Here is a 26,029-nt window from a genome sequence, read left to right as displayed (position 1 = left end):
GTGACGCGGCGGCATTGAAACGTCGTGTACCCGCAGGGCGGCTGGATACATTCGGATACAAACCCGCTGGACGGGATGGATGTCCCTTGGGTTTTCTGCCAGGCGTCACCATGAGGGGGGCACGGGGCAGGGAGCCCGCAGGGAGGACGCATGGCCTGGTTGGATCCGCAATGGTTCACGCTGGAAGCGCTGTCGGCCGAATGGCGGCGCAAGGACATTCGCAAGTGGTTGATCGCCATGGCCACCATGGCGGTCGTCATGGCGCTGCTCAGCCAGCCGGAGACGGTGCACGTCGCGCTCTACATCGACTCGGTGGGCATCGACATGGCGCTGGCCTTGCTGGAGATGCAGCTGCTGGTGGCGTTGGCGCTCAGCTGCCACCAACTGGTGGAGCTGCTCCGCACGGCCTATGTGTCCGATGACCTGCTGGGCGCGGTGATGCGCAAGACGATATCGCTGGGGCGCTATCTGCGCGAAGCGATGCGGGGTTCGTTCCGTTAGCCCGTGAAGCGTGCGGCAAGGCGGTGGTCGATGTCGGGTTGCCGACCAGGCGTCGCCAACCAGACCCCGCTCACGATCCCCCTCAAGCCACCCCTCAAGCCACCCCTCAAGCCACCCGCCCCCTCACCGTCATTCCCGCGAAAGCGGGAATCCAGTGCCTTTAAGCTTTGAGCACAAGCAGAAAGACGCTGGATTCCCGCTTTCGCGGGAATGACGGTGAGGGGGGAGGCGGGGTGCCTGAGCAAGACGTTGAACAGACGCCAGGCTCATAAGCGGGCTCCTGCCGGCTCCAAAGCCCTGACCTCAAAAAAACAAAGGCCGGCAAGTGTGCCGGCCTTTGCGCAAGAAGCGGGGCGGGGGATTACTCCTCGCCGTCTTCCTCGTCTTCCTCTTCCTCGTCTTCGTCCTCGAAGGTTTCGAGTTCTTCGACGCGCAGGAAATTCGGCGCGGCGTCGGCAAAGCTGATCTGCTTGCCGTTCACCAGCATCGGGCGCACGTCACGGCGCGTGGTGCCGTTCTGCACGGACTCCACCAGCGCGAAGCACACCAGCGCTTCCGCGCTCTCGTCGCCGCTCTCGTCGAACACGGCAACCCAACCCGTGGCGGGCATGATCTGGATGATGGTTTCTTGCGAGGACATGGCAACTCCGGTTGGTCAAACGCGGAAGCTTGCCGGGTGGTCCGGAGGACTGCAAGCGACGGTTTTGTGACCGGGCAGGGGCGCCGGACGCCACGACCACGTCGACGCCACCCCTTTCGGGGGGCGACCGTCTGCAAGGGCATTCCTAAGATGCTTCGGAGTTTTGCGCGGGACGCGATGAATTAGGTAAATCTACTCGCTCGGCACCCGGTGTTTTGCGGATGCGGCACGTTCGTGCGTGGGCTCAATCTAGGTCGCACTTCACGTCCTCGTCTTCGATTCGGCCCCATCGGGAGCACCCGCCATGCGACGTCACGCCTTGACTCTTGCCCTTTCTTTTCTGCTGGTGCCGGCTCTCGGCCTGTACGCCAAGGATTCACCCGCGCCCGGCACGAAGCCGGTCGCCGGCGCCACGATGGATCTGGAACTTCGCGCCACCCAGCGCAACGCCGTTGCCGCGGTTATCTGGGGCATGCCTGCAGTCAACTTCCAGCTCATGCTGGATGCTTTTCTGAAAGTGGGCGGGCAACCCAATCAGGTGGCCTATTGGTCAAGGCCGCTCAACTGGAAGAACCAGACGCTCACGCCCAACCTGGCGACGATCTATTTCATGCCGTTCTACGACACCCGCAACGGCCCGGTGGTGCTAGAAATACCGCCTGCCGAGGGCGGCTCCATCACGGGTACCGTGGACAACGGCTGGCAGAACCCGCTGGAGGACGTGGGCCCTGCCGGCGTGGACAAGGGTAAGGGAGGCAAGTACCTCATCCTGCCGCCGGGCTACAAGGACAACGTGCCCGCGGGCTATATCCCGATGCCTTCGGCCACCTTCCAGGGTTACGCCATCCTGCGTTCCAACATGAAGGATGGCAGCGATGCGGAAATCGAAAGGGCGGTTGCCTACGGCAAGCGCGTCAAGTTCTACCCGTACTCCAAGGGCGGCGGCGTGGGCGAAACGCACTACGTGGATGCCTACGACAAGATGTTTGACTCCACCATCCCTTACGACTCGCGCTATTTCGAGGCGCTGAACCGTTTCGTGCAGGTCGAGCCCTGGCTGGTGCGCGACATGGCGATGATCGATCCCCTGAAATCGGTCGGCATCGATAAGGGCAAGCCCGATACGGCCATTGCCGATCACAAGGCGGTATTGGATGCCTCGGCGGCCGAAGCCAAGGCACTGATCGCGCAATGGATTGAGCAGGCCTACCTTCCGCCATTCAATGAGGGCGCGCACTGGGCACTACCGGTATCGCCAGAAGTCATCAAGGGCCAGTCCACCGATTTCCCGGACCCGGGCAACTACCCGATCAACGGACGGGCGGCGATCTATGCGATCGCGTACTTCTGCGCCAAGCACCTTGGCGCCGGTCAATTTTATCTGATGACCATCAAGGACAAGGACGGCCAACGGTTGGAGGGCGGTAAGTCGTATCGACTTCATGTGCCCGCCAACCCGCCGGTCAAGCTCTATTGGTCGGTCACCGCCTACGACGGCGACACGCACGCATTGATCCGCGACAGCAAATGGTCGGATCGCGGTTCGAATACGCCGGGTTTGCAGAAAAACGCTGATGGCTCCGTGGATATCTACTTCGGTGCCACGGCGCCACAGGGCAAGGAATCCAACTGGATCCCCACGGACGCCAAGCGGACATTTGAACTGATGTTCCGTTTCTACGGGCCGGAGAAAGCACTCTTTGAAAAGACCTGGAAACTCGCCGATATGGAGGTAGTGAAATGAAAAAGATGGTGATTGCCACGCTTGCGCTGGCCATGAGCGCCGCTGCGTTTGCCCAGTCAGGCGAGCAGGCCAAGCCGGTTCCGGTCAATCCGGACAACTTCAATCGCGCCGAAAGCGACATGTACTTCGGCGTGACCATCAAGCGGGCCGGTGGTATCGGCAAGATCGATCAGCACCGCGAAGTGATGGATGTCAACAACCAGTCGATTATTCGCGCCAATCGGGACACGCTCTATTCCGCCGCGGTGGTGGATCTCGACGCCGGTCCGGTGACGGTGACGCTGCCGGATGCGGGCAAGCGCTTCATGTCGCTGATCGCCGTCAATGAGGAACAGTACGCGATGGCCGTGAACTATGGCGCGGGCAAATACACCTTCAGCAAGGACCAGGTGGGTACGCGCTACGTCATGGTGGGGGTGCGCACCTTCGTTGACCCCACGGATCCTGAGGACATGAAAAAGGCTCATGCGCTTCAGGACGAGATAAAGGTGGAGCCGGCCGGCAAGGGCAGCTTCGATATCCCGCACTGGGATATGGCAAGCCAGAAGAAAGTCCGCGATGCGCTGGTCGTGCTGGCGGGTACGCTGCCCGATACCAAGAAGATGTTTGGCACCAAGAGTGATACGGATCCCATTCGCCACCTGATCGGCACGGCGTCGGGTTGGGGTGGCAACCCGGACAAGGATGCCACCTACCTGACCGTCACCCCGCCGAAGAACGACGGCAAGACGGTATACAAGCTGACGGTCAAGGACGTGCCGGTCGATGGCTTCTGGTCGATCAGCATGTACAACGCCAAGGGTTATTTCCAGCCGAACAAGTACAACGCCTATGCCATCAACAACGTGACCGCTAAGAAGAACGAGGATGGCTCGGTGACGGTGCAGTTCGGCGGTTGCGACGGCAAGATTCCCAACTGTCTGCCGACCACGCCGGGCTGGAACTACTGGGTGCGCCTGTATCGCCCGCGACCGGAAATCCTGGACGGCAAGTGGACCTTCCCGGCACCGGAGCCGGTCCACTAACGCCCGCTTGCGGGGTGCATCGCCTCCATGCGAGGCGGTCGCCACCATGGTGCCTCCATGCGCATGGCATGGAGGCACTTTTTGCGTCGGGACACGGCCGTTACCTGGCCGGCATCAAGAACCTCGGCGCCTGATCAGGGCGCCTTGCCCGCCTGCAACTGCTGCACGACCGCGAGCGACTTGCTCACGTGCTCCTGCGGATGCAGGTGATCGGCTTCCGACGAGAACACCGCCGCCACCTTGCCGTCCTTGCCGATCACAAAGGTCACGCGGGAGATGAAGCCGTGCTCGATGGCTTCGCCCCGCACGTCCTTCGCGCCGGGTTCGGCGGCGGACATCTTCACGTCGAACTGCTTGGCGATCTTGCCTTCGGGGTCGGAGGCCACCGGGAACTTGCCCGCGCAGTAGCTCGGGTCGGCCGAGAAGGTGTTGAGGCGCTCGATGCTGTCGGCGGAAACGCCAATGATGCTGGCGCCGGCCGCGGCGAACTTCGCGGCCTCGGTGGCGAAGGCGTGTGCTTCGATATCGCAGCCGCCGGTATAGGCGGAGGGGAAGAAGTAGACGATCACCGGTCCCTTCTTCAGCGCGTCGGCCAGGGAGATGGTGGAACTCTTGCCGTCATGGCTGGCCTGGGCGGTGAAGGCCGGGGCGGTGGCGCCCTGGCTAATGGCGGCGAATACGGGGGACGCCAGGGTGAGGCCGGCCGTGAGGGCGGCGGTAGCCAGGGAACACAGGAAGCGTTTGTTCATTGCGGTAAACCTCGTCAGGCACATGGAAAGAGGGCGGGACGTCGCGTCCGGGGCCGCCACCATGCGCGCATCCCGCGTCTGGCCGCAAGCGGCCGTACTTGCGATGTGCGCCGGGTGCCGCCACGACGCAGCGGCGATCGATGGGTGGACAACGACGAAACAAAGAGTGAGTGCCGCCGATGCCGCCCAAGGTTGTCGCGCGGTTGCTTTACGTCTTGCGGCCAAGCAAGTCCTGTTCCGGATCACGTGCTGCCCGCAGGCGCGTCGGTCGACCAGGGCGAGGGCGGCCATGTCGACGACGCCTGGCCTTGCCGTATTTTTTCTACTCGCCAGTTCATTTGCGGCGCAGGTGTATGCGCTTGCCGCACGGGCTTACCCCAAAACGGGGTAGCTCTTTGCCATAGGCCGCTTGGCGCCCACGGCTGTGGGAAATTGCCCTAATATCGCGGGATGGACCATTCCACGATTTCGCCATCGACGGACGTTCGCCGCGGCAGCCTCGCGTGCGTGGGACTGGGCATGACCCTCGGCTCCCATCTCACGCCCCTGGCGCGCAGCCACATCGCGCAGTCGGACGTGGTGTTCGCGGGGGTGTCCGACGGCATCGTGGAAGCATGGCTGCAGCGTATGCACGCGGATGTCCGCAGCCTCCAGCCCTATTACCGCGAAGGCAAGTCGCGACGGGACACCTACCAGGAATGGGTCGAGCTGATGATGGCCGAGGTACGCGCCGGCAAGCGCGTCTGCGGCGTGTTCTACGGGCATCCCGGCATCTTCGCCTGGTCGCCGCACAAGGCCATCGAGGTCGCGCGTGCGGAGGGCTATCCGGCGCACATGGAGCCGGGCATTTCCGCCGAGGATTGTCTTTACGCGGATCTGGGCATCGACCCGGGCCGCTTCGGTTGCCAGCATTTCGAGGCCAGCCAGCTGCTGCTGTTCGAACGCCGCATCGATCCTACTGGTTATCTGGTGCTGTGGCAGGTCGGACACGTCGGGGATCTGTCGCTGGCGCGTTTCGGCGCCACGGGGCCTGCCTACCGCCAGTTGCTGGTGGACCTGCTGGCCCAGGACTACCCGCTGGACCATGCATTGATCATCTACCGTGCGGCCACGTTGCCGATCCAGCAGCCACGCATACGCCGCGTGGCGCTGCGCGACCTGCCGCATGCCGAGTTGACCGCCGAGGAAACCGTGGTGTTGCCCCCGGCGCGGGCCATGAAGCCCAATCTCGCCGTGCGGGCCCGATTGGCCGAGCTGGATGCACTGGAAAAGCGGAGCGAGTCGGCGTAACCCAGTAAAGTCGTCATGCACGGCGGTAAGAGGGCTGTCGGTGCATGGCGTGATGGAAGGGACACCGGTGACGTTTGTCATCGGATGTCATCAAGCTGGGCCTGCGCGATTGTGGCGCGCAGGACACAGCCATCGTTGCAAGACCATCACAGTAACGCGAAAGGGGGACAATTTATGACGGATACGATGGATTGGCTTGAAGCCATTGGCCAGGACGCCTCGCTGCGCCATGCGCCTACCGAAGACCTGGCCAACCTGCTGGCGGCCGCGGACGCGTCCGAAGCACTGGTGGCGGCCGTGGCGTCGGGTGACAGCGCCTGGCTGGGGCAGGAGTTCGGCAAGTACTACATGCACGTGACCCAGAGCTCGCAGACGTCCCCCGATTTCGAAGAGCCGACGCCGGACGAGGAAGAGGCGCCGGACGAGGAGCCGCCCGAGTCCGCAGGTCGCGTGGCACCGACCGCCCATTAGGCATAGGGATGTCGGCCAGGCGCTTCAACGGTTGGCTCAGGCTCGCGTTGGCGAGCCTGGCCTTCTGCGCGCTGGCCGGCACGGTCCACGCCGCAGGAGCCGTCAGCGACGCCGGCTCCTTTCTTGCGCAGACCGAAGGGGTGCGCACCACCGATCATCCGCGTTTCCTGCAGATGCTGTCGCAGCTGCACGATGAGTCGTCGCGGCTGACGCCCAGCCAGCAGTGGTACCTGCGTTATCTCGATGCATGGCAGACCGCGTTCGAGGGCGATGGCCCGCGCGCCAACGTGATGCTGCATGACATCATCAATCACTCCGGCGACGTGACGCTGAAGGCCAAGTCCATGGCCTTGCTGATGCACAACCTCGGCTTGAGCAGCCATTACGAGGAAGCGTTTACTTTGGCCAACCAGTTGGCCTCCGATCTGCCGATGGTCACCGACAAACTGGCGCGCTTCATCGTGCTGTCCAATCTTTCGCAACTCATGGTGCAGGCGGGGCAGACCGATCCGGCGGTCAAGTATGCCCGCATGATGGAAGACTCGTTGCCGCCCGGCGAGAGCGTGTGCAACCCCTTGTCGATCGAGGTGAGCGCACTTTTCAAGAGCGACCGGCTCAATTCGTCCAGCCCCAAGTTGCAGGAAGCCATTGAGGCTTGCACGACTGCGGGGCAACCGGTGTTTGCCAACACCCTGATGCTGATCAAGAGCGACATCTACCTCACCGAGGAACGGCCGGACAAGGCATTGGCCCTGCTGAATCGTGTTGCTCCCAGCATCAACACCAACCGCTATTACTCCCACATGCGCGGTCTGCAGATCCAGCTGGCCCAGACGTATGAAAAGCTGGGTGATGAAGTCAATGCACGCAAGGCGGCGCTGGCCGTGCTGTCCATGAGCGGCCAGGACGAGGTCAGCGAATGGGTAAGAAACGCGTACGCCGTGCTCTACCGGGTGGAGAAGCGGCGCGGCAACGCCGCGGCCTCGCTGGGCTACTACGAACGCTATGTGGCACAGGATAAGGGCTACATCGATGACATCACTGCCCGCTCACTGGCCTATGCCGCTGTGCAGCAGCACATGTTGGCGCAGCGGCTGGAAGCCGAAGGCCTGAGCAAGCAGAACAACATCCTGCGCCTGCAGCAGGCGCTGGACACCAAGGCGATGGAGACCAGCCGGCTCTACATCGCCATGCTGATCCTGCTGATGATGTCCATCGTGTTCTGGCTGTTCCGCATCAAGCGCTCGCAGCTGCGCTTCAAGATGTTGTCCCACCATGACAGCCTGACGGGCATCTACAACCATCAGCACTTCGTCAGCGAAGCGGAGCGCGTGCTGCGCCTGACCGAGAGGAAATCCGGTGCGGCCTGCCTGATCTCCATCGACCTGGACCATTTCAAGCAGATCAACGACACCTACGGCCATGCCGTGGGCGACCTGGTGCTTATGCACACGGTGGCGTTGTGCCGCCGCCAGCTGCGTCCCACCGACCTGTTCGGCCGCCTGGGCGGTGAAGAGTTCGGCATCCTGCTGCCCGACTGCACCCGCGAGCAGGGCGTGGCCATTGCGGATCGCATCCGTGCGGCGATCGAGGCCACGCCGGTGGAAGGCGATGGCCGGCTGGTCACGTTCTCCGCCAGCATCGGGCTGGCGTCCACCGACAGCTCCGGCTATGAGCTGCAACTGCTGCGCAAGGAAGCGGACGCGGCGCTGTATCGCGCCAAGCGCACCGGTCGCAACCGCGTCATCTCGGGCACCGAAGTCCACGGCCACGGCATGATCAGGGCCTGACGGACGCTCGCGGGGCCGGTTGCACCGCTGGCCGGTGCCGTGTCGATTCCTGAGACGCCCGTTCGTCATCCTTGTGAGCCATCACGCCGGAGGAGCCCCCACGGCGCGGTGTCATGGATGACCTTGATGGCTGGCGCCGCAAGGTCCACGGTCCCCACGAAGCAGGAGTAGCCCGGATGAAGTTCATTCCCTATCTCGATTTCGACGGTCAGGCGCGGGAAGCGTTCGACTTCTATGCCAAGGCCTTCAACGGCAAGATCACCATGCGCATGACGTATGGCGAATCGCCCATGGCCCAGGACATGCCGCCGGAAACGCACGGCCGCGTGATGCATTCGCAACTGGAAACGCCCACCAGCATCCTGATGGGCGCCGACGCCCCGCCGAATACGGCGATCTCCAAGGGCTGCGTGAACATCGACGTGGGTAGCCCCGCCGAAGCCGACCGCGTGTTCACGGCGCTGTCCGAGGGCGGCCAGGTGACCATGCCCATCGCCGAAACCTTCTGGGCGCATCGCTTCGGCATGCTCACCGACCGTTTCGGCAAGGCGTGGATGGTCAATTGCCTGAAGTCGATGGACTGATGTCCCCTGCGACGGGCCGCCCAGGGCGGCCCGTCGCTTGTCGTCAGCTGCCGTAGTCGAGCTTCGGATACCAGTCCGTACCACGCCCTTCGGGCACGCAGTCGAGGATGGTCCAGATCGGCATCAGGTCTGGCGCGCCGCGCGGGTCCTGGCCGGGGTCGGCCGTGGCCATGCCCATTTCACCGGCCCAGAACAGGCGGACGTGGCCATCGCGCCGGGTGAACACGTTGAACGCGGGAATGTCGCTGCCGTCGTCGCCGACAGCGTGGTAGTCGCGACTGAAGTGGCCGTTCACATCCGAATACAGCGGCAGGTCCCTCCAGCCACGCTCCTGCTTGAACGCGACGAGGCGCTCGATAGGCGAGCGGGCGATCACCGCGAACGCGACGCGCTGCTGGATGTCGCGCGCCTCGCCGTTCCAGGCGCCGAGCAATGAGGTGCACATGGGGCAGGGACGCTCGCGTTGCGGGCCGAACATATAGCTGTAGGTCACCAGGGTCTGCTTGTCGCCGAACAGGCCGGCAAAGTCGACCGGGCCGTGCTCGCCGATGAACCGGTAGTCGCCTTTCACTTCGGGGCCGGGCGGCAGGGCACGGCGTTGCTCGGCCACGCGCTCGATCTGGCGGCGAAGCTCCAGTTCTTCGGCCAGCAGTGCGTTGCGGGCATGGCGATACTCGGCGCTTTCGCCGGTGAAGGTCACGCCGTTGCGCTTCACCAGTTCGGCGACGGGGACAAGGGTGGGGGCCTGGGACATGACAAACCTCGCGGTGATCGGCGGAAGAAGGGGTTGGGACGCAGCGTCGACCCGCAGGGGCGAAAGGCGCGTCTATCTTCACGACGAGCGGGGGGCGCCGGTTTCGACATCTCCCCAGCTTGCGAGACAGTCGACCGGCGGTGCAAGTGGCCCTTTTCACCCTGTTGTCATCGGCACCGGGTGGCTTAGGCTTGGGGTTCGTTCAATGCAGTCGCCGGGACCTCGCCATGGATCATCGGATCGTATCCTTGCCCGCTTTTACGGTGGTCGGACTGGAGTACATCTCCCGCAGCCCCAATGGCATCGGCGCGCTGTGGGACCGTTTCCTGCCGCGTGAAGGCGAAGTGGGGCCCAACGTGGAACCCGGCATCGCCTATGGCGTATGCGCGGCCATGCCGGATGGCATGCTGCGCTATGTGGCGGGCATCCCGGTGGCGGACGACGCGGCGGTGCCCGAGGGCATGGTCAAGTTCACGGTGCCGGCCCAGAAGTACGGCGTCTTCACCCACCGCGGCCTGGTGTCAGGCCTGGGCGAGGCCTTCCAGGCCATCCATACGCGCCTGCTACCCAAGCTGGGGCTGCGGGTGCAGTCCGGGGTGGAGTTCGAGCGCTACGACGAGCGCTTCACCGGGCCGGAGGATCCGGCCTCGGAAACGGACATCTATATCCCGGTCGAGTGACCGATCAGGCCGCCAACTGCGCGCGCGGGAAGGCGGCGAACGCCTCGTTCAGCGTGGCGCTCATCTGTCGGGCCAGCTCGGCATAGTCGCGGGCGCGGGGCAGGCGGGCGCGCTTGGGGGCTTCTTCCAGCAGGTCGACGAAGCCGTTGGTGGTGGCATCGGCGGCATGGGCGAACACGCAGGCGCGCGGCGAGTCGAGGAACACACGCATCTCCACGCGCACGCAGGCCTCGGTGGCGGCCGTGCCGTCGGGCTGGATCAGGATGGACAGCGAGCGGTTGCCGCGGCGGCGCAGCATGCGCAGGCATTCCTCCAGTTCGATCACCAGACGGTGGCCTTCGGGCAGGCACAGGTCGCGCCAGAACACGGCGTCCATCTCGCTCACCGCTTTGCGCACTTCGTTCTCGATGCGGCCCAGGAAGCCCACGCGCAGCTCGTGGCGCGTGTAATGCAGCGGCATGGTGGAGACCTGCACGTCGTTCTTGCGCACCAGGGTGGAATGGTTGATGCGCGTGAAGCTCAGGCCGGCCGCCTCGTAGCTCTGCGTGGCATTGGCCCCGCTGATGCCGGCAAATGCGGCCCATGCGGCTTTGAGATAGGCGATGTTCGGCGCCGTTTGCAGCATACGTGTCCCGCCATGAAGGGTGGTTCGCGCCCCGCTTGCGGGCGACGTGGGGTTTATCGGCGCCCCCGCCCGAAACTTCAGTGCCTTCCAACACTGAACGCCGTCCTGTGCGCGGGGTCACGCCAGCGACACCTGCCGATGATCGAATGCAGACATGCCTGCCGGCCCAATGGCCGCATCCCCACTGGCGAAGACAAGGCGACGACATGTCCACCCCCACGGCCAACCCGTTGTCCGCGATCAACCACATCGTGGTGCTGATGCTGGAGAACCGCTCGTTCGATCACATGCTGGGCTATCTGTATACGGATACGGGCAATGTGTCGCCCCTCGGGCAGCCCTACGAAGGCCTGACCGGCAAGGAGAGCAACCCGGGCGCGAGTGGCGGTGCCCCTGTCAGCGTGTTCACCATCGCGCCCGGCACGACCAGCACCTACTTCATGCCCGGCGCGGACCCTGGCGAGGGCTACAGCGCCACCAACGCGCAACTGTTCGGCAGTAGCAGCGCGCCCACGCCGCCGGTGGCGACGAACACGGGTTTCGTCAGCAATTTCGCCGCGGCACTGGCGTCGGATGCGAAGCAGAAGCGCCCGATCCTCGCCGGCACCGTGGCGGCAGACATCATGGGCATGCATACGCCGCAGACCTTGCCGGTGTTGTCGGCGCTGGCCCGGGGCTTCGCGGTGTGCGACCACTGGTTTGGCTCGGCGCCCACGGAAACGCTGCCCAATCGCGCATTCACCCAGGCGGGCACGTCGTTAGGGCATATGGACGACGCCACCAAGTCGTTCACCACGCCGACCATCTATGCCGCGCTGACGCAGAAGGGCCTGTCATGGGCCATCTACGGCTACAACGCCGAGCCGCTCACGCGCATGACTTTCCCTGACCTGGTCAGTGCGCCGGACGCCAACTTCGGCAAGTTCGCCGATTTCCAGGCGGCCGCCGCCAACGGCACGCTGGCCGGTTATGTGTTCCTCGAGCCGAGCTGGGGTTCCAGCGGCAACAGCCAGCATCCCAACTACGACGTGTCGTTGGGCGAGCAGCTGATCCACGACGTGTACACCACCTTGCGCAACAGCCCCGTGTGGAACCAGACGCTGCTCATCGTGACCTACGACGAGCACGGTGGTTGCTACGACCACGTGCCGCCGCCGACGAATGCCGTGCCGCCTGACGCGACGGCGGGCGAATACGGCTTCGACTTCAAGCGCTTCGGGCCTCGCGTGCCCACGCTGCTGATCTCGCCGCTGATCGCTGCCGGCACCGTGTTTCGCGTGCCGGACGGCGGCACGCCGCTGGATCACACCTCGATCCTGCGCACTGTCGAAACACGCTGGAGTGTGTCGCCATTGACCGCGCGTGACGCGGCCGCACCGGATGTCGGCAAGGCGCTGACGCTGACGACACCGCGCACCGACGATCCACTCGCTGGCGTGACGCCCCCGACCTCCAAGGGCAAGAACCCGGCAGCGGGCGTGCCCTCGCATCTGCAACAGGTGTACGCCGAACTGGTGTCGCGCCTGCCCGTGCCCGATGCGCACGGCGCGACGCAGCACGTCTTGCCCGCGCTCAAGACCGAAGCGGATGTGGATCGCTATATCGATGAACGCCTTGCGGCATGGAAAGCCGCGCGTGCGAAGGCCTCGTCCTGACGCTTTCCGCTGAAAGCTTTTTTTGCGGCGGATATCGGCCTGGAGCATGACCTTTGTCCTAGGCCAACGTCGCGGGGCAGGAGGTATAAGTGTCACGACAGCATTGAACGTCGGCGCGAAGGGAGAGCGCGCCGGCAACTATTCGTGCCACCGCTGGGGAGAGACAACGCATGACCCGTTTGACGATACGGCCGCTGCTGGCGGCCTGCCTGTTGGCTTCGATTGGCAGCGCACTTGCCGCAGACGATCACCACGACCAAGGCATGCTCGGCTTCAGCACCGACGGTGCCGCCGCGCAACAGAGCCTGGAGCAGCGCTTCGACGCCTTGCTTGACCCCGCCGACCAGCGCGAGTGGCTCAAGCAGATGTCCTCCGGGCCCAACCAGGTGGGTTCGCCGCACGACAAGGCCAATGCGGAGTTCATGCTGGCCAAGTTCAAGGAATGGGGCTGGGACGCACACATCGAAACGTTCGACGTGCTCTATCCCACGCCGAAGAAAGTGGCGCTGGAACTGAAGGGGCCGCATCCCTATACGGCCAAGCTGCATGAGCCCCCGGTGCCCGGCGACGCCACGTCCGGCATCAAGGAGGGCGTGCTGCCGCCGTACAACGTCTACGGTGGCGACGGCGACGTGAGCGCGCCGCTGGTCTACGTCAATTACGGCATGCCGGACGATTACAAGGACCTCGCGCGGCGTGGCATCGACGTGCGCGGCAAGATCGTCATCACGCGTTACGGCGGCGGCTGGCGCGGCCTGAAACCCAAGCTCGCGCAGGAGCACGGCGCGGTGGGCTGCCTGATCTATTCCGATCCGCGCGACGACGGCTACGCGGAAGGCGACACCTACCCGCAGGGCGGCTGGCGCCCGGAAGACGGCGTGCAGCGCGGTTCGGTGGCCGACATGCAGCAGTATCCGGGCGACCCGTTGACGCCCGGCGTCGGTTCCACGCCCGGTGCCAAGCGCCTGGCGCTGAAAGATGCCAAGACCATCCTCAAGATTCCGGTGCTGCCGATTTCCTATGCGGATGCCACGCCGTTGCTGAAATCGCTGACCGGCCCGGTGGCGCCGGAGCATTGGCGCGGCGCACTGCCGATCACCTACCACATGGGTCCGAGCAAGGCGCAGGCGCACCTGACGGTGCAGTCGGACTGGGGCCAGAAGCCGGTGTACGACGTGATCGCCACCCTCAAGGGTTCCACCGAGCCTGATCGCTGGGTCGTGCGCGGCAATCACCACGACGGCTGGGTGTTCGGCGCGTGGGATCCGCTGGCCGGCAACGTCGCGCTGCTGGCGGAGGCGAAAGCCATCGGCACGCTCTACAAGCAGGGCTGGAGGCCGCAACGCACGCTGGTGTATGCCAGCTGGGACGGCGAAGAAGCCGGCCTGCTCGGCTCCACCGAATGGGCGGAGACGCACGCCGACGAGCTGAAGCAGAAGGCCGTGCTCTACCTCAACTCCGATACGAATGGGCGTGGGTTCCTGGAGGCGGGCGGCAGCCATTCGTACCAGCACCTGGTGAACCAGGTGGCTGCTGGCGTGACGGACCCGGAAACCAAGGTCAGCGTGCTCGAACGCATGCGCGCACACGTCATGGTCCAGGGCAGCTCCAAGGATGCCAAGGCCGAAGCCAAGGAGTTCGCCAAGCTTGCCGCGGCGGGTGGCGACGTGCCGATCGCGGCGCTGGGTTCGGGTTCGGACTACAGCGCCTTCCTGCAGCATGTCGGCGTCGCTTCGCTCGACCTGGGCTTCAATGGTGAAGACGACAACGGCGGCATTTATCACTCCGCCTACGACTCGTTCGACCACTACGTGCGTTTCGGCGACCCGGACTTCCAGTACGGCGTGGCCTTGTCCAAGGTTGCCGGCCACATCGTGCTGCGCACCGCCGATGCGAGTGTGCTGCCGATGCGCTTCGGCGATTTCAGCGACACGCTGGATCGCTACGTCGACGAGCTGCACAAGCTGGTGGAAGACAAGCGCAAGGACACCGAGCAGCAGCACCAGCTGCTCGACAAGCACGTCTACGCGCTGGTCTCCGACCCGACGCGGCCGATCCTGCCGCCGGAACGCGATTCGGACGTGCCCGACATCAAGCTCGCGCCGCTCGACGAGGCGGCAAAGAAGCTGAAGAAGAGTGCGCAGGCTTTCGACGACGCCTATGGCAAGCGCGCCGCCGACGGCTTCAGGTTGTCCGCCGGACAACAGCAACAGGTCAACGAGCTGATGGGACGGATGGAGCAGTCGCTGACGGATGCCTCCGGCTTGCCGGGGCGCCCGTGGTTCCAGCACATGATCTATGCGCCCGGCATGCTCACCGGTTACGGCGTGAAGACGGTGCCGGGCGTGCGTGAAGCCATCGAGGCGCGCCGCTGGGACGAGGCCGGCCAGTTCGCTCAGGTGACGGCAAAGACGCTGGATGGCTATCGCGAGCAGTTGGACAAGATCACCGCGATGCTGAAGAAGTCGTCCTGATAGTGACGCGTCGCCACTGCGCTCAGTCCGGCGATGCCGGGCTGGGCGTGGTGGTGGCGACCTCTGTTTCGAGGTACAGGTAAGCGATCTTCCGATGCTTGGGCAGTTGCTTGATCTCCCACTCGGCGCGTGATGCCGCCGCTCGGTTGTCATAGGCACGCGAACCGATCAGCCGCAATGGCGGATGGGATCGCGTGTAACGCGCTCCCTTGCCGTTGACGTGCGCCAGATAGCGCGCTTCCAGATCGTTGGTGATGCCGGCGTAGTACGAGCCGTCGCGGCATTCGATCAGATAGAGGCACCAGGTGCCGGGAGTGGTGGCAATGTCGGTGGGGGCGGGCATGGGTGAGTGAAACCTGCGGTGGCGCTAGTGTGCCTGATCCCGGGCCGGCACCTGTGGGAGCGCACCCTGTGCGCGACGGCGGATTGCCCGCAGCCTTCACCGCTCCCTGCAAGAGGTGAGCCCCTGAGGTAACGACGCGGCGTTGCGGTCGCGCACAGGGTGCGCTCCCACAGGTGGGGCTTCGGCAATATCGGTCAGCCCGCGAGCTTGCGGCGCGTGAACAACGCAATGATCCAGCCGAACAGCAGCATGGCCGCGAGGTTGGCGATGAAGCCGAGAACGCTGAGGTGCGGGGTTTTATGCCAGGCAGAAAGCGGCATGACGACGTAGTTCATCACGAAGAAAATCACCACGCCGTAAGCCGCGCCCCAGACCGGCCATTGCCGTGTCGCGGCGACGCGACGCCCCACGAGGAGCACGAAGATGGCGGCGATCAGCAGCGACATGGCCCATTGCAGCAGCATGCCAAGCGCGGCTTCCGTGGAGCCGCCGGCAAGGGAGGCTTTGCCAAGCAGGCCACCGGCCACGTACTTGAGGATGATGATGGGGTTATAGCCGCTGATCAGCGAGGCGGCGCCGATGTCCAGCGTGCCGGCGACGAAGCCACCCCAGAGGATGGCGGCGAGAACAGGATGACGCGAACGGGGCATGGCATTTTCCTTGGCGTCTGGCGTGGTCACTTTAGCGGCCCGTGGCACCGTGGGCGACATGACGTTCCGCAGGGGCACTGCTGGCCCGGGGTAACCGTTACCATCGGACCATGCTCTTTTCCGATCCTGTGGCGAGCCCCGCCGAAACGCTGGTTGTCGACCTGCGCGATTATCCCGACTGGCGTCGGGGGCGCGAGCGTTACGGTGTCTGGGTGGTGCCGGTCGGGGACACGCCGCTGCTTGACTACATCGAGGCCGCGCGCGAACAGCTGGCCGACCTGATTCATCCCGATGCCCGGCGGCAACCGCACCTCACCGTGTTCGTTTGCGGCTTTCATGGCGAAGGCGACGCAGACGATGATTTCCCTCCGCAGCGCCTGGATCAGCAGGTGGCCTTGCTGCAGGCCAGGACAGAAGCCGCCTGCGCGCTGCCATTGGCCGGTGCCGACAGTTTTGCCAGTGCCGCCTTCATCCCGGTGGGCGATCCCCTGGGACAGCTGGCGCAATGGCGGTGCGTGCTGGGCGAGGCGAGTCGCGAGATCAGGCCGGCGGCTTACGTGCCCCACATCACCCTGGGGCTGTATCGGCGCCGCGTACCCGCCGGCGTGATCCGGCAACGCCTGGCCGCCATCGCGGCACCGCCACCATTGCTGGCGGTGCACGAACTCCACTACGTCACCTACGATGCGCGTGACCAGCTGGGGCCGCTGGAGATCGTTCGCCGCATCGTGCTGGATGCGGCGCCTGCTTCCACCGTGGGCGCTCCCTGAAACACGCCGCGCGGGCGATGGTCTTTCCGCGTGGCGCGAATCAAGCTCAGCGTGGCGCCATGAAATCGATTTTCTGCAAGCCCTGGCGCTTCGCAGCGGAGATCACCCCGGCCACGGCCTGGTACGACGCGCCATCCGCCGGATCGATCAGCAGGCCCGGCTGTTGCGCCTGATGCGCGGTGATGGCCAATTGTGCGGTCAACATCGAGGCATCCACTGGCGCGTCGTTCCAGTACATCGATCCATCGGCGTGGATGGATAGCCGCACGGTCACGGGTGGCTTGGTGGTGTCCATGTGACCGGGTTGCGGCAGGTCGAGCTTCAGTTTGTGGGTGAGCACGGGCGAGGTGATCATGGTGATCACCAGCAGCACGAGCAGGACATCCACCAGGGGCGTCACGTTGATCTGGGCGAGCGGGGCATCGGAAGCGCGAGCAGAGAAAGCCATGTTCTTCCTCCTGACGGCGTGATGTTGCATCGATGTGGGATGCCGGGCCTGGGGATGCGCCGGCGGTGCCAGCTTACTACCGCCATGCGCACGCTGCGCAAGCATGGCGAGGGTTGCCCATCGCGGCGAGCGCGGCGTCCTCACCGGTTTGTCCGCACGTCGTTTTCTCCTGCGGTCGTGGTGCGACGCGTCAGATGGTTTCGACTGATTCAATTTTCACGGCATGACGGGAATGCCAGCCCGCGCGCTGTTGCATGGCCCCGCAAAGCGACATACTCGGGGCTCCTTCCGATGATGGCGAGACGCCCATGCTGAAACCCTTGCTCGTTTCCCTGCTGGCCTGTTCGGTCGCGGCACCGGCCCTTGCGGCTGGCCTGGATGCCAACCAGGCACAGGCACGCGATATCTTCAGCCATCTGATCGCGTTCAAGACGGAGATCGGGCAGGGGCAGGTGCCGGTGATGGCCAAGTATCTCGCCGACCAGTTCCGCGCCGCGGGCTTCCCCGATTCGGACATCCATATCATTCCGCACGGCGAGACCGCCACGATGGTGGTGCGCTACCGGGGCACCGGCAAAGGCGGCAAGCCCATCGCGCTGATGGCGCACATGGACGTGGTGACGGCCAAGCCGGAAGACTGGCAGCGCGATCCGTTCAAGCTCACTGAGGAAAACGGCTATTTCTACGGACGCGGCACCGAGGACATCAAGAGCGGCGTCACCGTGCTGGCGGCGAACTTTATCCAGCTCAAGAAGGCCGGCTTCGTGCCCACGCGTGACCTCATCATTGTCTACACGGGCGACGAGGAGACCACGCAGGACACCATGGACGACCTGGTGAAGAACCATCGCGACTTGGTCGATGCGGAATTCGCGCTCAATACCGACGCTGGCGGCGGCGAGCTGAGCGAAGACGGCAAGCCGCTGGTGTTCGGCCTGCAGACGGCCGAGAAGGCGTATGCGGATTTCGAGCTGACTACGCGCAACCCGGGTGGCCACAGTTCGCTGCCGCGCGCTGACAACGCCATCTACGAGCTGGCCGATGCGCTGAAGAAAGTGCAGGCTTACCAGTTCCCCGTGATGTCGAACGAAACCACCATCGCGTCGTTCAAGGCGCTGGGCGCGACGACGCAGGGCAAGGTGGGGCAGGCCATGCGTGACTTCGCCAAGGATCCGCACGATGCCGCAGCGGCGGCGGTGCTTGCCGCCGAACCGTCCGAAGTGGGCAAGACGCGCACCACCTGCGTGGCGACGATGCTGCGCGGCGGTCACGCGGACAACGCGTTGCCGCAATCCGCGACGGCCAACATCAACTGCCGCGTGTTTCCGGGCGTCGCCATCGAAACGGTGCGGCAGACGTTGCAGGAGCAGGTGGGCCCGAAGGTGGAGGTGAAGCTGATCGGCCATGCCATAGCGAGCGACGCCTCGCCGCTGCGTCCGGACGTGGTGGCGGCGGTGACCAAGGCCGTGCATTCGATCCGTCCTGGCGTGGCGATCACGCCGGTACAGGAATCGGGCGCCACCGACGGCATCTATTTCCGCGCGGCGGGCATTCCCACCTACGGTGTGAACGGCATGTTCATGAAGAACAGCGATTCGTTCGCCCATGGCCTGAACGAGCGCGTGCCGGTCAAGTCGTTCTATGACGACGTGGCGTACTGGCATGTGCTGCTGACCACGCTGGCGGGACCGGGCACGACGAAATAACGCGACGGAGGAGCGTGCCGAAACTCCTGCTGCGGTTTATCCTGTGGGGGCGCAGAATGGCGCCCCCACATCCGAGACGGAGTTCGATATGCGTCCCACCGCCCTTGCCGTGCTGGTAGCTCTCGCTTTCCCTGTCACCGCCGCGCTGGCTGCTTCGCCGGCGTCAACGGAAGTCCCTTCGTACGTTACCGCCGCCGTCAACGACCCCGCCCGCAAGGACGACACGGCCAATGACGAACGCCGCAAGATCGCCGACATCATGGCCTTTGCCGAGGTGAAGCCCGGCCAGTCCGTGGTGGACTTGATCCCCGGCAGTGGCTACTTCACCCGCGTGTTCAGCGGTATCGTCGGCGCCAAGGGCCGCGTGTATGCCGTGTGGCCGAACGAATATGGCAAGGAGGCCGTGTCAGACGTGCAGGCGTCGAAGGCCCTGGTCGCCAACCCGCATTACGCCAACGTCGGCGTGCTGATGGTGCCCTCGAAGGAGTTCAAGACGCCGGAGCAGGTTGACCTGGTCTTCACGTCGCAGAACTACCACGACTACCCGGACAAGTTCATGGGCAACGTCGATCCCGTGGTGTTCGACAAGCAGGTCTTCGACTCGCTCAAGCCCGGCGGCCTGTTCGTGGTGATCGACCACGTGGCCGAGGCTGGCTCGGGCATGCGCGACACCGACACGCTGCATCGCATCGACCCGGCCATCGTGAAGAAGCAGGTGGAATCGGTGGGCTTCGTCTTCGACGGCGAGAGCGACGTGCTGCGCAACCCGAAGGATCCCCACAACATCAAGGTATTCGACAAGTCGATCCGCGGTCATACCGACCAGTTCGTCTATCGTTTCCGCAAGCCCGGCTGACTTTGAGTGGTACACCCGTTTGACTGATCCACAGCAAAAATCGATGGCGGAGGGCGCAGTTGCGCCCTCCAACGATCCACCCCCCACGCCACCGCAACGCCCCGACGACGAAGATTGCTGCGGCCAGGGCTGCGTGCCGTGCATCTTCGATCTCTACGACGAAGCCATGGGCCGCTATCGCGACGAGCTGGCAGCGTGGAAAGAGCGGCATCCGGGCGAGTCGCCTCCGTAGACACGCAGTCTCTCCCCTTGTGGGAGCGCACCCTGTGCGCGACTGCCACGCCATGGGGTCCCTGCCTGTCGTGGTTTTAGCGCTGGGCGATGACCTATCGGCGAGGTACTCTGCCAGTCCGCGTCGCGCACAGGGTGCGCTCCCACAGGGATGGGCTTTACACTTGGCGCCTGGTTTTTCAGGACGATTCCATGCCTTACCCGTCGTTGCGAGCCCTGCTGTGTGGCGTGTTGCTGCTTGGCGCCCATGCCGCCTTCGCCCAGACGCCGCGCACGGTGCAGCTCGAAGACCTCACCTGGACCGAGATCCGCGACCAGGTCCAGGCCGGCAAGACCACCATCATCATCCCCATTGGCGGCACCGAGCAGAGCGGCCCGGGCATTGCCGTGGGCAAGCACAACGCGCGCGCGGCCTTCCTCTCGCAGAAGATCGCCGAGCGCCTGGGCAATGCCTTGGTCGCACCGGTGGTGGCCTACGTGCCGGAGGGCAACACCGCTCCGCCCAGTTCGCACATGCGTTTCCCGGGCACCATCACCGTGCCCGATGCGGTCTTCGAGCAGATGCTGGAGTCGGCGGCGCAGAGCTTCGCCGTGCATGGCTTCGTCAACGTGGTGTTCCTGGGTGACCACGGCGGCTACCAGAAGGATCTTGACCGCGTGGCGGCGAAACTGAACAAGACATGGGGTGGCAAGGCCCGCGCCATTGTGCCGCCGGAGTACTACGCCACCTCGTCCGACGGCTTCAACCAGATCCTGCGCCAGCACGGCATCAAGGACGACGAGATCGGTACCCATGCCGGCCTGGCCGATACATCGCTGCAGCTCGCCGTGGCGCCGCAGATGGTGCGGCTGGACCGCCTGCAGCACGGCCCGAAGCTGGGCACGGCCGATGGCGTCTATGGCGGCGATCCACGCCGCTCCTCGGCTGACCTCGGTCAGCTGGGCGTGGATGCTATTGTGGTAAATACCGTCAATGCCTTGCGTCGCGACACGCAGGCGCATTGATCGAATCCCCCCCCTGTATCACTCAACCAAGTTGTGACCCATGGCCATCGCTAAAACCCTGCGCTCCTCCCGTCTGTTCCGCCTCGCACCGTTCGCGCTCGCCGCGGCGTGCCTGGGCGGCACCGCCCTGGCGGCTTCGGCCGTGACCACCGTGCCCGGCATGCCGCCGGTGGTGAACCCCGCCAACATGTATACCGAGGCGGGCCTGGGCAAGCTGAGCCCGGCGGTGAAGAACGACCCCGAGCGCATCTACGTGCCGAACCTGCGTTCGAACGACGTGTACGTGATCGATCCGACCACCTACAAGGTCGTCGACAAGTTCAAGGTGGGTGAGGGCCCGCAGCACGTGGTGCCGTCGTGGGACCTGCGCACGCTGTGGGTCACCAACAATGCCGAGCGCAAGAAGACCGGTAGCCTGACGCCGATCGACGCGCACACCGGCAAGCCGGGCACGGCTGTGCCGGTGGACGATCCGTACAACATGTACTTCACGCCGGACGGCAAGGAAGCCATCGTGGTGGCCGAGGCGTTTGCCCGCCTGGATTTCCGCGATGCGCACACCATGGCGCTGCGCTCCAGCCTGCAGGCGCCGGAATGCAAGGGCATCAACCACGCTGACTTCTCGATGGACGGCAGCTACGTCATCTTCACCTGCGAGTTCACCGGCAAGCTGGTGAAGATCGACATGGTGAACCGCAAGGTGATGGGCTACCTCGATCTGTCCAAGAAGGGCATGCCGCAGGACATCCGTTCGTCCCCGGACGGCAAGACCTTCTACGTCGCCGACATGATGGCCGATGGCGTGTACCTGATCGATCCGGCCAGCTTCAAGCAGGTCGGTTTCATCAAGACCGGCGTGGGCACGCATGGCCTGTATCCGAGCCGTGACGGTACCAAGCTCTACGTTGCCAACCGCGGCTCCAACAAGGTTCATGGTGCTCCCAAGGGCAAGGGCAGCGTGTCGGTGATCGACTTCGCGACGCAGAAGGTCGTGGCCAACTGGCCGGTGCCCGGTGGCGGCAGCCCGGACATGGGCAACGTGAGCGCGGATGGCAAGACGCTGTGGCTCTCGGGCCGCTTCGATGACGTGGTGTATGCGTTCGACACCACCAGTGGCCAGGTCCGCACCGTCAAGGTCGGCCAGGAGCCGCACGGCCTCGCGGTGTGGCCGCAGCCGGGCCGCTACTCGCTGGGCCATACCGGCATCATGCGCTAAGCCGGTATCTGCACTGCCATGGAACGGCGGCCTCGGTGAGGCCGCCGTTTTTTTTGCTCAGATTTCCAGATGCAGGCGACCGCCGAAGATCCGCACCGGCCCCTTGCGGTCAGCGTTGTACCCCGGGTTTTCGATCTGCTGGAAGTCGAAGCTCACCTGCACGCCCTTGATGATCTGCACGTTGTAGTAAGCGTCGAACGCCTGCTCGCGGCCGTAGCGCGTCAACTGGCCGTCGCCGAGGAAGCCACCGAGCCCGCCTGCCGCCAGATAGTCGCGATGATCGTGGTTGAGCCCCGCCGACGAGTACGCCACGCCTACCGTGTCGTCGGGCCGCATCCAGCGCGAGCCCTTGACCGAGACACCGCCGGAGACGACGTCGTCGATTTCGGTGAAGGCGTATTCCTCCACCTTGTCATCCGCCTTGCTGGCGCGAAGAAAGATGCCGATATCGTCGGTGACGCGCTGTTCCAGGCTGATGCCGTATCCGGTCTTGTCGGCGTCCTTGCGCACGGTGGTCACATCCGGCACGCCGCCCGTGGCGAGCGCCTGGTTGATGGCATCGCGATAGCTGCCGGCAAAGGCGCGGTTGCGGAACACCATCACGCGGACCAGGCCAGGCTGACCGGCCAGGGTGTGGTCGTGTTCGATCTCCAGGGTGTCGCCGTGATAACGGCCGATGTTGTAGTTGAGCTTGGGACCGTTGGCGATGGTGGGCTCCATGAAGCGGCCCGCACGGATGGCCCAGTCGTTCCAGTACAGTTCGGCAGCGCCGCCGATGGTGTAGGCGCGCGCATCGGCGGCATAGTCCCAGGCGCCGTGCGTGATCATGGCCCAGTTGAGGAACTGCGTGCGCGGATCGTTGGCGTAGGTATTCTTTTCGAACAGATCGGTCTGCGTGATCTTGCCGAGGGTGAAGACCAGCCGTTCCCGCTGGTAGTTGCTGGCCAACTGGTTGGGGCCGGCGTCGACATGAAACGTATCACCGCCCAGGTTGATCACCTGGCGCAGGAAGGCGCGTGCGTAGTAGCCGCGCGGCTTCACGCCACCGTTCTTCTGGATCTCGCCGTTGTTGATGCTGGCCAGGCCATACAGATGGGAAAGCGGCAGACCTTCGACCACTTCGGGGTTCACATAGAGTTCGCCGCCTTTCCAGAAGCGCGCACCGAGAAACGCCGTGAACGTCCAGGTGTAGCTGCGTTCGGCTTGCGGGATCAGACTCTGCGGGCCGGTGTAAGGGGCCTCGAAGGCGTCCTTGTGCTGCCAGACATAGGTGGTTTGCGCGTGAGCGCTCCAGCGGTCTTCGCGGGTGTCGGCATCGTTCGACGGCTGCGGCTCGCGCGAAGGTACGGCGGCGCGGTCGTCACCGGCCGCCGGAGTCGGCGTGTCCGTGTCCATGTTCGCCGCGTGGGCGGTCGAAGCGACGCAGCCGGCCAGGATCGCCGCCGATAGCGAGCGACGGGCGAGTGGGGCGAGGGTGTGAAACATGACAAGTCCTTTGATGATGAAAAGCGGGCAAAAGCGTCCTGTCACCCTCGCCGGGCGAGGGTGTTGGGGAGAGGTCCGGGTCAATCAGCGGGTGATCAGTGCTTGGCGACGATCATCTGTACGACCTTCACGATGGCCATGATCAGGGCGGCCGCGAGATAGGCGCGCAGCACGCCCAGCCACAGGCGTCGACGCACGCTCATCTGCGCGGGTGGCAAGGTGTGCAGCGGCGGCATGCGCCAGTGTTCGCGGCCCTGGCGATCGATGGGTTCGGCAGGCGCTATGCCACGCAGACGGCGCGTTACGAACAGGCCGAGCGCGACAAGGGCCGTCAGCGCCATGCCGCCGCCGAGGATGACCAGGATCTGCGCGCTGCTGATGGACGGGTACAGCACCGATGCGGTGAGGATGATCGACAGCAGCACCAGCACGGCGACCACGACACCGGTAAAGACATTGGTCGCGCGTCCGTTGGTCCACGGGCCCAATACCGCCTTGTCATTGCACAGCAGCAGCAGGAACACCGAAGCGCCAGGAAGCAGGATGCCTGCCAGGGTCTGCACGGCATTGGTGATCAGGCCCAGCGGCGAGTCGGGCACGAGCACCAGGGCCGCGGCCGCGGCGATCAACACGACGTACACGCCGTAGAACGTCTTGGCGTCGGAGGGCTTGCGGTGCAGCGAGTGGTTGATCGCAAACACGTCGCCAATGGCATAGGCCGTGGACAGCGACACCGCCGCCGCACCGATGATGCTGGCATCGATCAGGGCAATCGAGAACAACGTGGCCGGCACCTCGCCCACGTACCTGGCGACACCGGAAGCCACGGCGGCGGCATCGGTGAACTGGCCCATTTCCGGACGGCCGGCGAAGGTGGCGGCGCTGAAGCCCATCATCGCAATGGCGCCGATGATCACCAGCACGATGCCTACCACCAGGTCGATCTTCTCGTAGGTCATGAAGCGTGGCGTGATGCGCTTGTCGATCACATAGCTCTGCTGGAAGAACAGTTGCCACGGCGCCACCGTGGTGCCGACGATGGCAATGATCAGCAGCATCACTTCACTGAGCGGCGCACCCTTGGGCATGCCCGGCACGGTCATGTCGCGCAGCACCTGGTGCATCGGCGGGTGCACCATCACCAGCACGGGTACCAGCAACAGGCTGCCCAGCACCAGCATCAGCGAAAAGCGTTCGAAGCGCCGGAAATTGCCGGTGCTGGCCGCCAGGATGATCATCAGCGCGGATATCGCCACACCCCAGGTGCGCGGTATGCCCAGGTGATCGAGACCGAGGCTGATGCCGATGAACTCGGTCACGATGGTGAGCGCGTTGAGGATGAACAGATCGATGACGCTGAAGGCGCCCCAGAACTTGCCGAAGCGTTCGAGAATGAGTCGCGCGTGGCCGACGCCGGTCACGGTGCCCAGGCGCAGCACCATCTCCTGGTTCACGTAGAGCACGGGTATCAGCAACGTCAGCGTCCACAACAGCGCGGTGCCGTAGTTCTGGCCGGCTTGCGTGTAGGTGCTGAAGGCACCGGCGTCGTTGTCGCCGACCATCACGATCAAGCCGGGGCCGAGGATGGCGAGCAAGGTGCGCCATCGCGCGCCCCAGCTGGTTCGTTTCCCCGTATCGTGGCGGGCGATGGTGCCGAGGGCGCCGTGGATGTCGCCCACGTGGGCGCTGTCGAGTACGGCCGAATCGATGATGTCTTGCGGCGTGTGTGTATTGAGCATGGAACACCGTGGGTGTCTGGCGATGTCGCGATATCGCCGGACGCAGGCAGGAAGGAATGCGGCAGCTCGCCGTGCGCACTGCAGCGTTGCGAAGTGTCGAAGGCAGGGAGCTAGGCGGCGCGCCACCTCTCGGCGCCGAAGGTCTGGGTGGGGGCGATGGGCACGCGGCTGGCGGGCATCGTGTCGGTGCCGTGCTGCACGCGATGCAACACCGTGCGTGCCGGCCTGAAGTCATCGCACAGGCCTGCCAGCAGCTGGAACATGCCCGCGACATCCGTGCCGTGCGACGGCGCGGCGTACAGGTCGACGTTCACCGCGTCTCGCTCGGGAAACGTGCGCACGACGATGTGCAGGTCGTCGGCCATGACCGCGCCGATCACGCCGCGATGCGCCGAGAGGGTGAAGAAGTCATAGGCGATGGACACGTGGTGGCGCATCACGTGCTCGACGCAGAGCGCGCGAATGGCTTCGGGGTCGCGCAACGCAGTCAGCGCCGCGCGGCAGTCGAACCATTCGCCAAGGAAATGCATGCTGTTCATGAGTGAATCTCGCGCAGGTCCACCGCGGCGGGCGTCGAGCAGGCGCAAAAGGGCCGCGA

Annotated in this window: 26 protein-coding genes; 16 read left to right on the top strand and 10 right to left on the bottom strand. The window is 64.7% G+C overall.

Annotated features, from left to right (window positions below; all coding sequences use genetic code 11):
• Positions 1-150 precede the first annotated feature (150 nt).
• Complete coding sequence (locus HY57_RS16445) at positions 151-501, top strand: hypothetical protein (protein WP_019464827.1); 351 nt, start codon at positions 151-153, stop codon at positions 499-501.
• A 361-nt stretch (positions 502-862) separates the two neighbouring features.
• Here the strand turns inward: HY57_RS16445 and HY57_RS16440 are convergent, their stop codons facing one another.
• Positions 863-1,141, bottom strand: a complete 279-nt coding sequence (locus HY57_RS16440; protein ID WP_019466156.1) for a hypothetical protein — start codon at positions 1,139-1,141, stop codon at positions 863-865.
• Between the two features lie 304 nt (positions 1,142-1,445).
• On the opposite strand from HY57_RS16440, the gene HY57_RS16435 reads away from it, so the two are divergent.
• Both HY57_RS16435 and HY57_RS16430 read left to right on the top strand, forming a co-directional pair.
• Positions 1,446-2,885: a DUF1254 domain-containing protein gene (locus HY57_RS16435; RefSeq protein ID WP_019466157.1), complete on the top strand. Its 1,440-nt coding sequence runs from the start codon at positions 1,446-1,448 to the stop codon at positions 2,883-2,885.
• Positions 2,882-3,910 carry a DUF1214 domain-containing protein gene (locus HY57_RS16430; RefSeq protein WP_019466158.1) on the top strand — a complete coding sequence of 343 codons (1,029 nt, stop codon included), beginning with the start codon at positions 2,882-2,884 and terminating at the stop codon, positions 3,908-3,910. The genes HY57_RS16435 and HY57_RS16430 overlap by 4 nt, the downstream gene beginning before the upstream one ends.
• Before the next feature lie 134 nt (positions 3,911-4,044).
• Here the strand turns inward: HY57_RS16430 and HY57_RS16425 are convergent, their stop codons facing one another.
• Complete coding sequence (locus HY57_RS16425; RefSeq protein WP_019466159.1) at positions 4,045-4,659, bottom strand: peroxiredoxin; 615 nt, start codon at positions 4,657-4,659, stop codon at positions 4,045-4,047.
• A 450-nt stretch (positions 4,660-5,109) separates the two neighbouring features.
• On the opposite strand from HY57_RS16425, the gene HY57_RS16420 reads away from it, so the two are divergent.
• The 4 genes from HY57_RS16420 to HY57_RS16405 all read left to right on the top strand — a co-directional run bounded on the left by HY57_RS16420 (position 5,110) and on the right by HY57_RS16405 (position 8,794).
• Positions 5,110-5,949: an SAM-dependent methyltransferase gene (locus HY57_RS16420; protein ID WP_019466160.1), complete on the top strand. Its 840-nt coding sequence runs from the start codon at positions 5,110-5,112 to the stop codon at positions 5,947-5,949.
• Positions 5,950-6,135: 186 nt separating this feature from the next.
• Positions 6,136-6,420 carry a hypothetical protein gene (locus tag HY57_RS16415; protein WP_158407936.1) on the top strand — a complete coding sequence of 95 codons (285 nt, stop codon included), beginning with the start codon at positions 6,136-6,138 and terminating at the stop codon, positions 6,418-6,420.
• A gap of 8 nt (positions 6,421-6,428) precedes the next feature.
• Entirely contained in the window at positions 6,429-8,210 is a 1,782-nt protein-coding gene (locus HY57_RS16410) for a tetratricopeptide repeat-containing diguanylate cyclase (protein WP_019466162.1), read from the top strand.
• Positions 8,211-8,386: 176 nt separating this feature from the next.
• On the top strand, positions 8,387-8,794 hold the full coding sequence (locus HY57_RS16405; RefSeq protein WP_019466163.1) for a VOC family protein: 408 nt from the start codon (positions 8,387-8,389) through the stop codon (positions 8,792-8,794).
• Positions 8,795-8,837: 43 nt separating this feature from the next.
• Here the strand turns inward: HY57_RS16405 and HY57_RS16400 are convergent, their stop codons facing one another.
• Positions 8,838-9,548 (bottom strand): DUF899 family protein, encoded by a 711-nt coding sequence (locus HY57_RS16400; protein ID WP_019466164.1) that lies wholly within the window; start codon positions 9,546-9,548, stop codon positions 8,838-8,840.
• Between the two features lie 227 nt (positions 9,549-9,775).
• Between HY57_RS16400 and HY57_RS16395 the strand changes: the two genes are divergently transcribed.
• Complete coding sequence (locus HY57_RS16395) at positions 9,776-10,228, top strand: GyrI-like domain-containing protein (protein ID WP_019466165.1); 453 nt, start codon at positions 9,776-9,778, stop codon at positions 10,226-10,228.
• Between the two features lie 4 nt (positions 10,229-10,232).
• Here the strand turns inward: HY57_RS16395 and HY57_RS16390 are convergent, their stop codons facing one another.
• Positions 10,233-10,853, bottom strand: a complete 621-nt coding sequence (locus HY57_RS16390; protein ID WP_019466166.1) for a hypothetical protein — start codon at positions 10,851-10,853, stop codon at positions 10,233-10,235.
• Positions 10,854-11,059: 206 nt separating this feature from the next.
• Here HY57_RS16390 and HY57_RS16385 point away from each other — a divergent pair, with 206 nt between their 5' ends.
• Together HY57_RS16385 and HY57_RS16380 are read left to right on the top strand one after the other, a co-directional pair.
• Positions 11,060-12,508 carry an alkaline phosphatase family protein gene (locus HY57_RS16385; RefSeq protein WP_019466167.1) on the top strand — a complete coding sequence of 483 codons (1,449 nt, stop codon included), beginning with the start codon at positions 11,060-11,062 and terminating at the stop codon, positions 12,506-12,508.
• A 170-nt stretch (positions 12,509-12,678) separates the two neighbouring features.
• Positions 12,679-14,982 (top strand): transferrin receptor-like dimerization domain-containing protein, encoded by a 2,304-nt coding sequence (locus HY57_RS16380; RefSeq protein ID WP_019466168.1) that lies wholly within the window; start codon positions 12,679-12,681, stop codon positions 14,980-14,982.
• Between the two features lie 22 nt (positions 14,983-15,004).
• On the opposite strand, the gene HY57_RS16375 is transcribed toward HY57_RS16380, so the two are convergent.
• Positions 15,005-15,325: a GIY-YIG nuclease family protein gene (locus HY57_RS16375; RefSeq protein WP_019466169.1), complete on the bottom strand. Its 321-nt coding sequence runs from the start codon at positions 15,323-15,325 to the stop codon at positions 15,005-15,007.
• A 194-nt stretch (positions 15,326-15,519) separates the two neighbouring features.
• Positions 15,520-15,975 (bottom strand): hypothetical protein, encoded by a 456-nt coding sequence (locus HY57_RS16370; RefSeq protein ID WP_019466170.1) that lies wholly within the window; start codon positions 15,973-15,975, stop codon positions 15,520-15,522.
• Between the two features lie 110 nt (positions 15,976-16,085).
• Here HY57_RS16370 and HY57_RS16365 point away from each other — a divergent pair, with 110 nt between their 5' ends.
• Complete coding sequence (locus HY57_RS16365) at positions 16,086-16,745, top strand: 2'-5' RNA ligase family protein (protein WP_019466171.1); 660 nt, start codon at positions 16,086-16,088, stop codon at positions 16,743-16,745.
• Positions 16,746-16,791: 46 nt separating this feature from the next.
• Here the strand turns inward: HY57_RS16365 and HY57_RS16360 are convergent, their stop codons facing one another.
• Positions 16,792-17,193 (bottom strand): ExbD/TolR family protein, encoded by a 402-nt coding sequence (locus HY57_RS16360; protein ID WP_019466172.1) that lies wholly within the window; start codon positions 17,191-17,193, stop codon positions 16,792-16,794.
• A gap of 308 nt (positions 17,194-17,501) precedes the next feature.
• Between HY57_RS16360 and HY57_RS16355 the strand changes: the two genes are divergently transcribed.
• From HY57_RS16355 to HY57_RS16335, 5 genes are all read left to right on the top strand, one after another.
• Positions 17,502-18,899 (top strand): M20/M25/M40 family metallo-hydrolase, encoded by a 1,398-nt coding sequence (locus HY57_RS16355; RefSeq protein ID WP_019466173.1) that lies wholly within the window; start codon positions 17,502-17,504, stop codon positions 18,897-18,899.
• Positions 18,900-18,987: 88 nt separating this feature from the next.
• Positions 18,988-19,755 (top strand): class I SAM-dependent methyltransferase, encoded by a 768-nt coding sequence (locus HY57_RS16350; RefSeq protein ID WP_019466174.1) that lies wholly within the window; start codon positions 18,988-18,990, stop codon positions 19,753-19,755.
• 43 nt (positions 19,756-19,798) lie between these two features.
• Positions 19,799-19,987, top strand: a complete 189-nt coding sequence (locus HY57_RS16345; protein WP_019466175.1) for an oxidoreductase-like domain-containing protein — start codon at positions 19,799-19,801, stop codon at positions 19,985-19,987.
• A gap of 191 nt (positions 19,988-20,178) precedes the next feature.
• A complete protein-coding gene (locus HY57_RS16340) occupies positions 20,179-20,991 on the top strand; it encodes a creatininase family protein (RefSeq protein WP_019466176.1) in 813 nt (270 codons plus the stop codon).
• A 40-nt stretch (positions 20,992-21,031) separates the two neighbouring features.
• On the top strand, positions 21,032-22,207 hold the full coding sequence (locus tag HY57_RS16335; RefSeq protein ID WP_019466177.1) for a YncE family protein: 1,176 nt from the start codon (positions 21,032-21,034) through the stop codon (positions 22,205-22,207).
• A 57-nt stretch (positions 22,208-22,264) separates the two neighbouring features.
• Here HY57_RS16335 and HY57_RS16330 read toward each other — a convergent pair whose 3' ends face one another.
• The 3 genes from HY57_RS16330 to HY57_RS16320 form a co-directional block, all read right to left on the bottom strand.
• On the bottom strand, positions 22,265-23,692 hold the full coding sequence (locus HY57_RS16330) for a carbohydrate porin (RefSeq protein WP_019466178.1): 1,428 nt from the start codon (positions 23,690-23,692) through the stop codon (positions 22,265-22,267).
• A 95-nt stretch (positions 23,693-23,787) separates the two neighbouring features.
• Complete coding sequence (locus HY57_RS16325) at positions 23,788-25,431, bottom strand: Nramp family divalent metal transporter (RefSeq protein ID WP_019466179.1); 1,644 nt, start codon at positions 25,429-25,431, stop codon at positions 23,788-23,790.
• 110 nt (positions 25,432-25,541) lie between these two features.
• The gene (locus HY57_RS16320; RefSeq protein ID WP_019466180.1) at positions 25,542-25,970 is read right to left on the bottom strand and encodes an S-adenosylmethionine decarboxylase; all 429 of its coding nucleotides are present in this window, start codon (positions 25,968-25,970) and stop codon (positions 25,542-25,544) included.
• Positions 25,971-26,029 lie beyond the last annotated feature (59 nt).

Origin of the sequence: Dyella japonica A8 (assembly GCF_000725385.1) — a bacterium.
GTDB classification, from domain to species: Bacteria; Pseudomonadota; Gammaproteobacteria; order Xanthomonadales; family Rhodanobacteraceae; genus Dyella; species Dyella japonica_C.
This window is presented reverse-complemented; position numbering and strand designations above follow the sequence as displayed.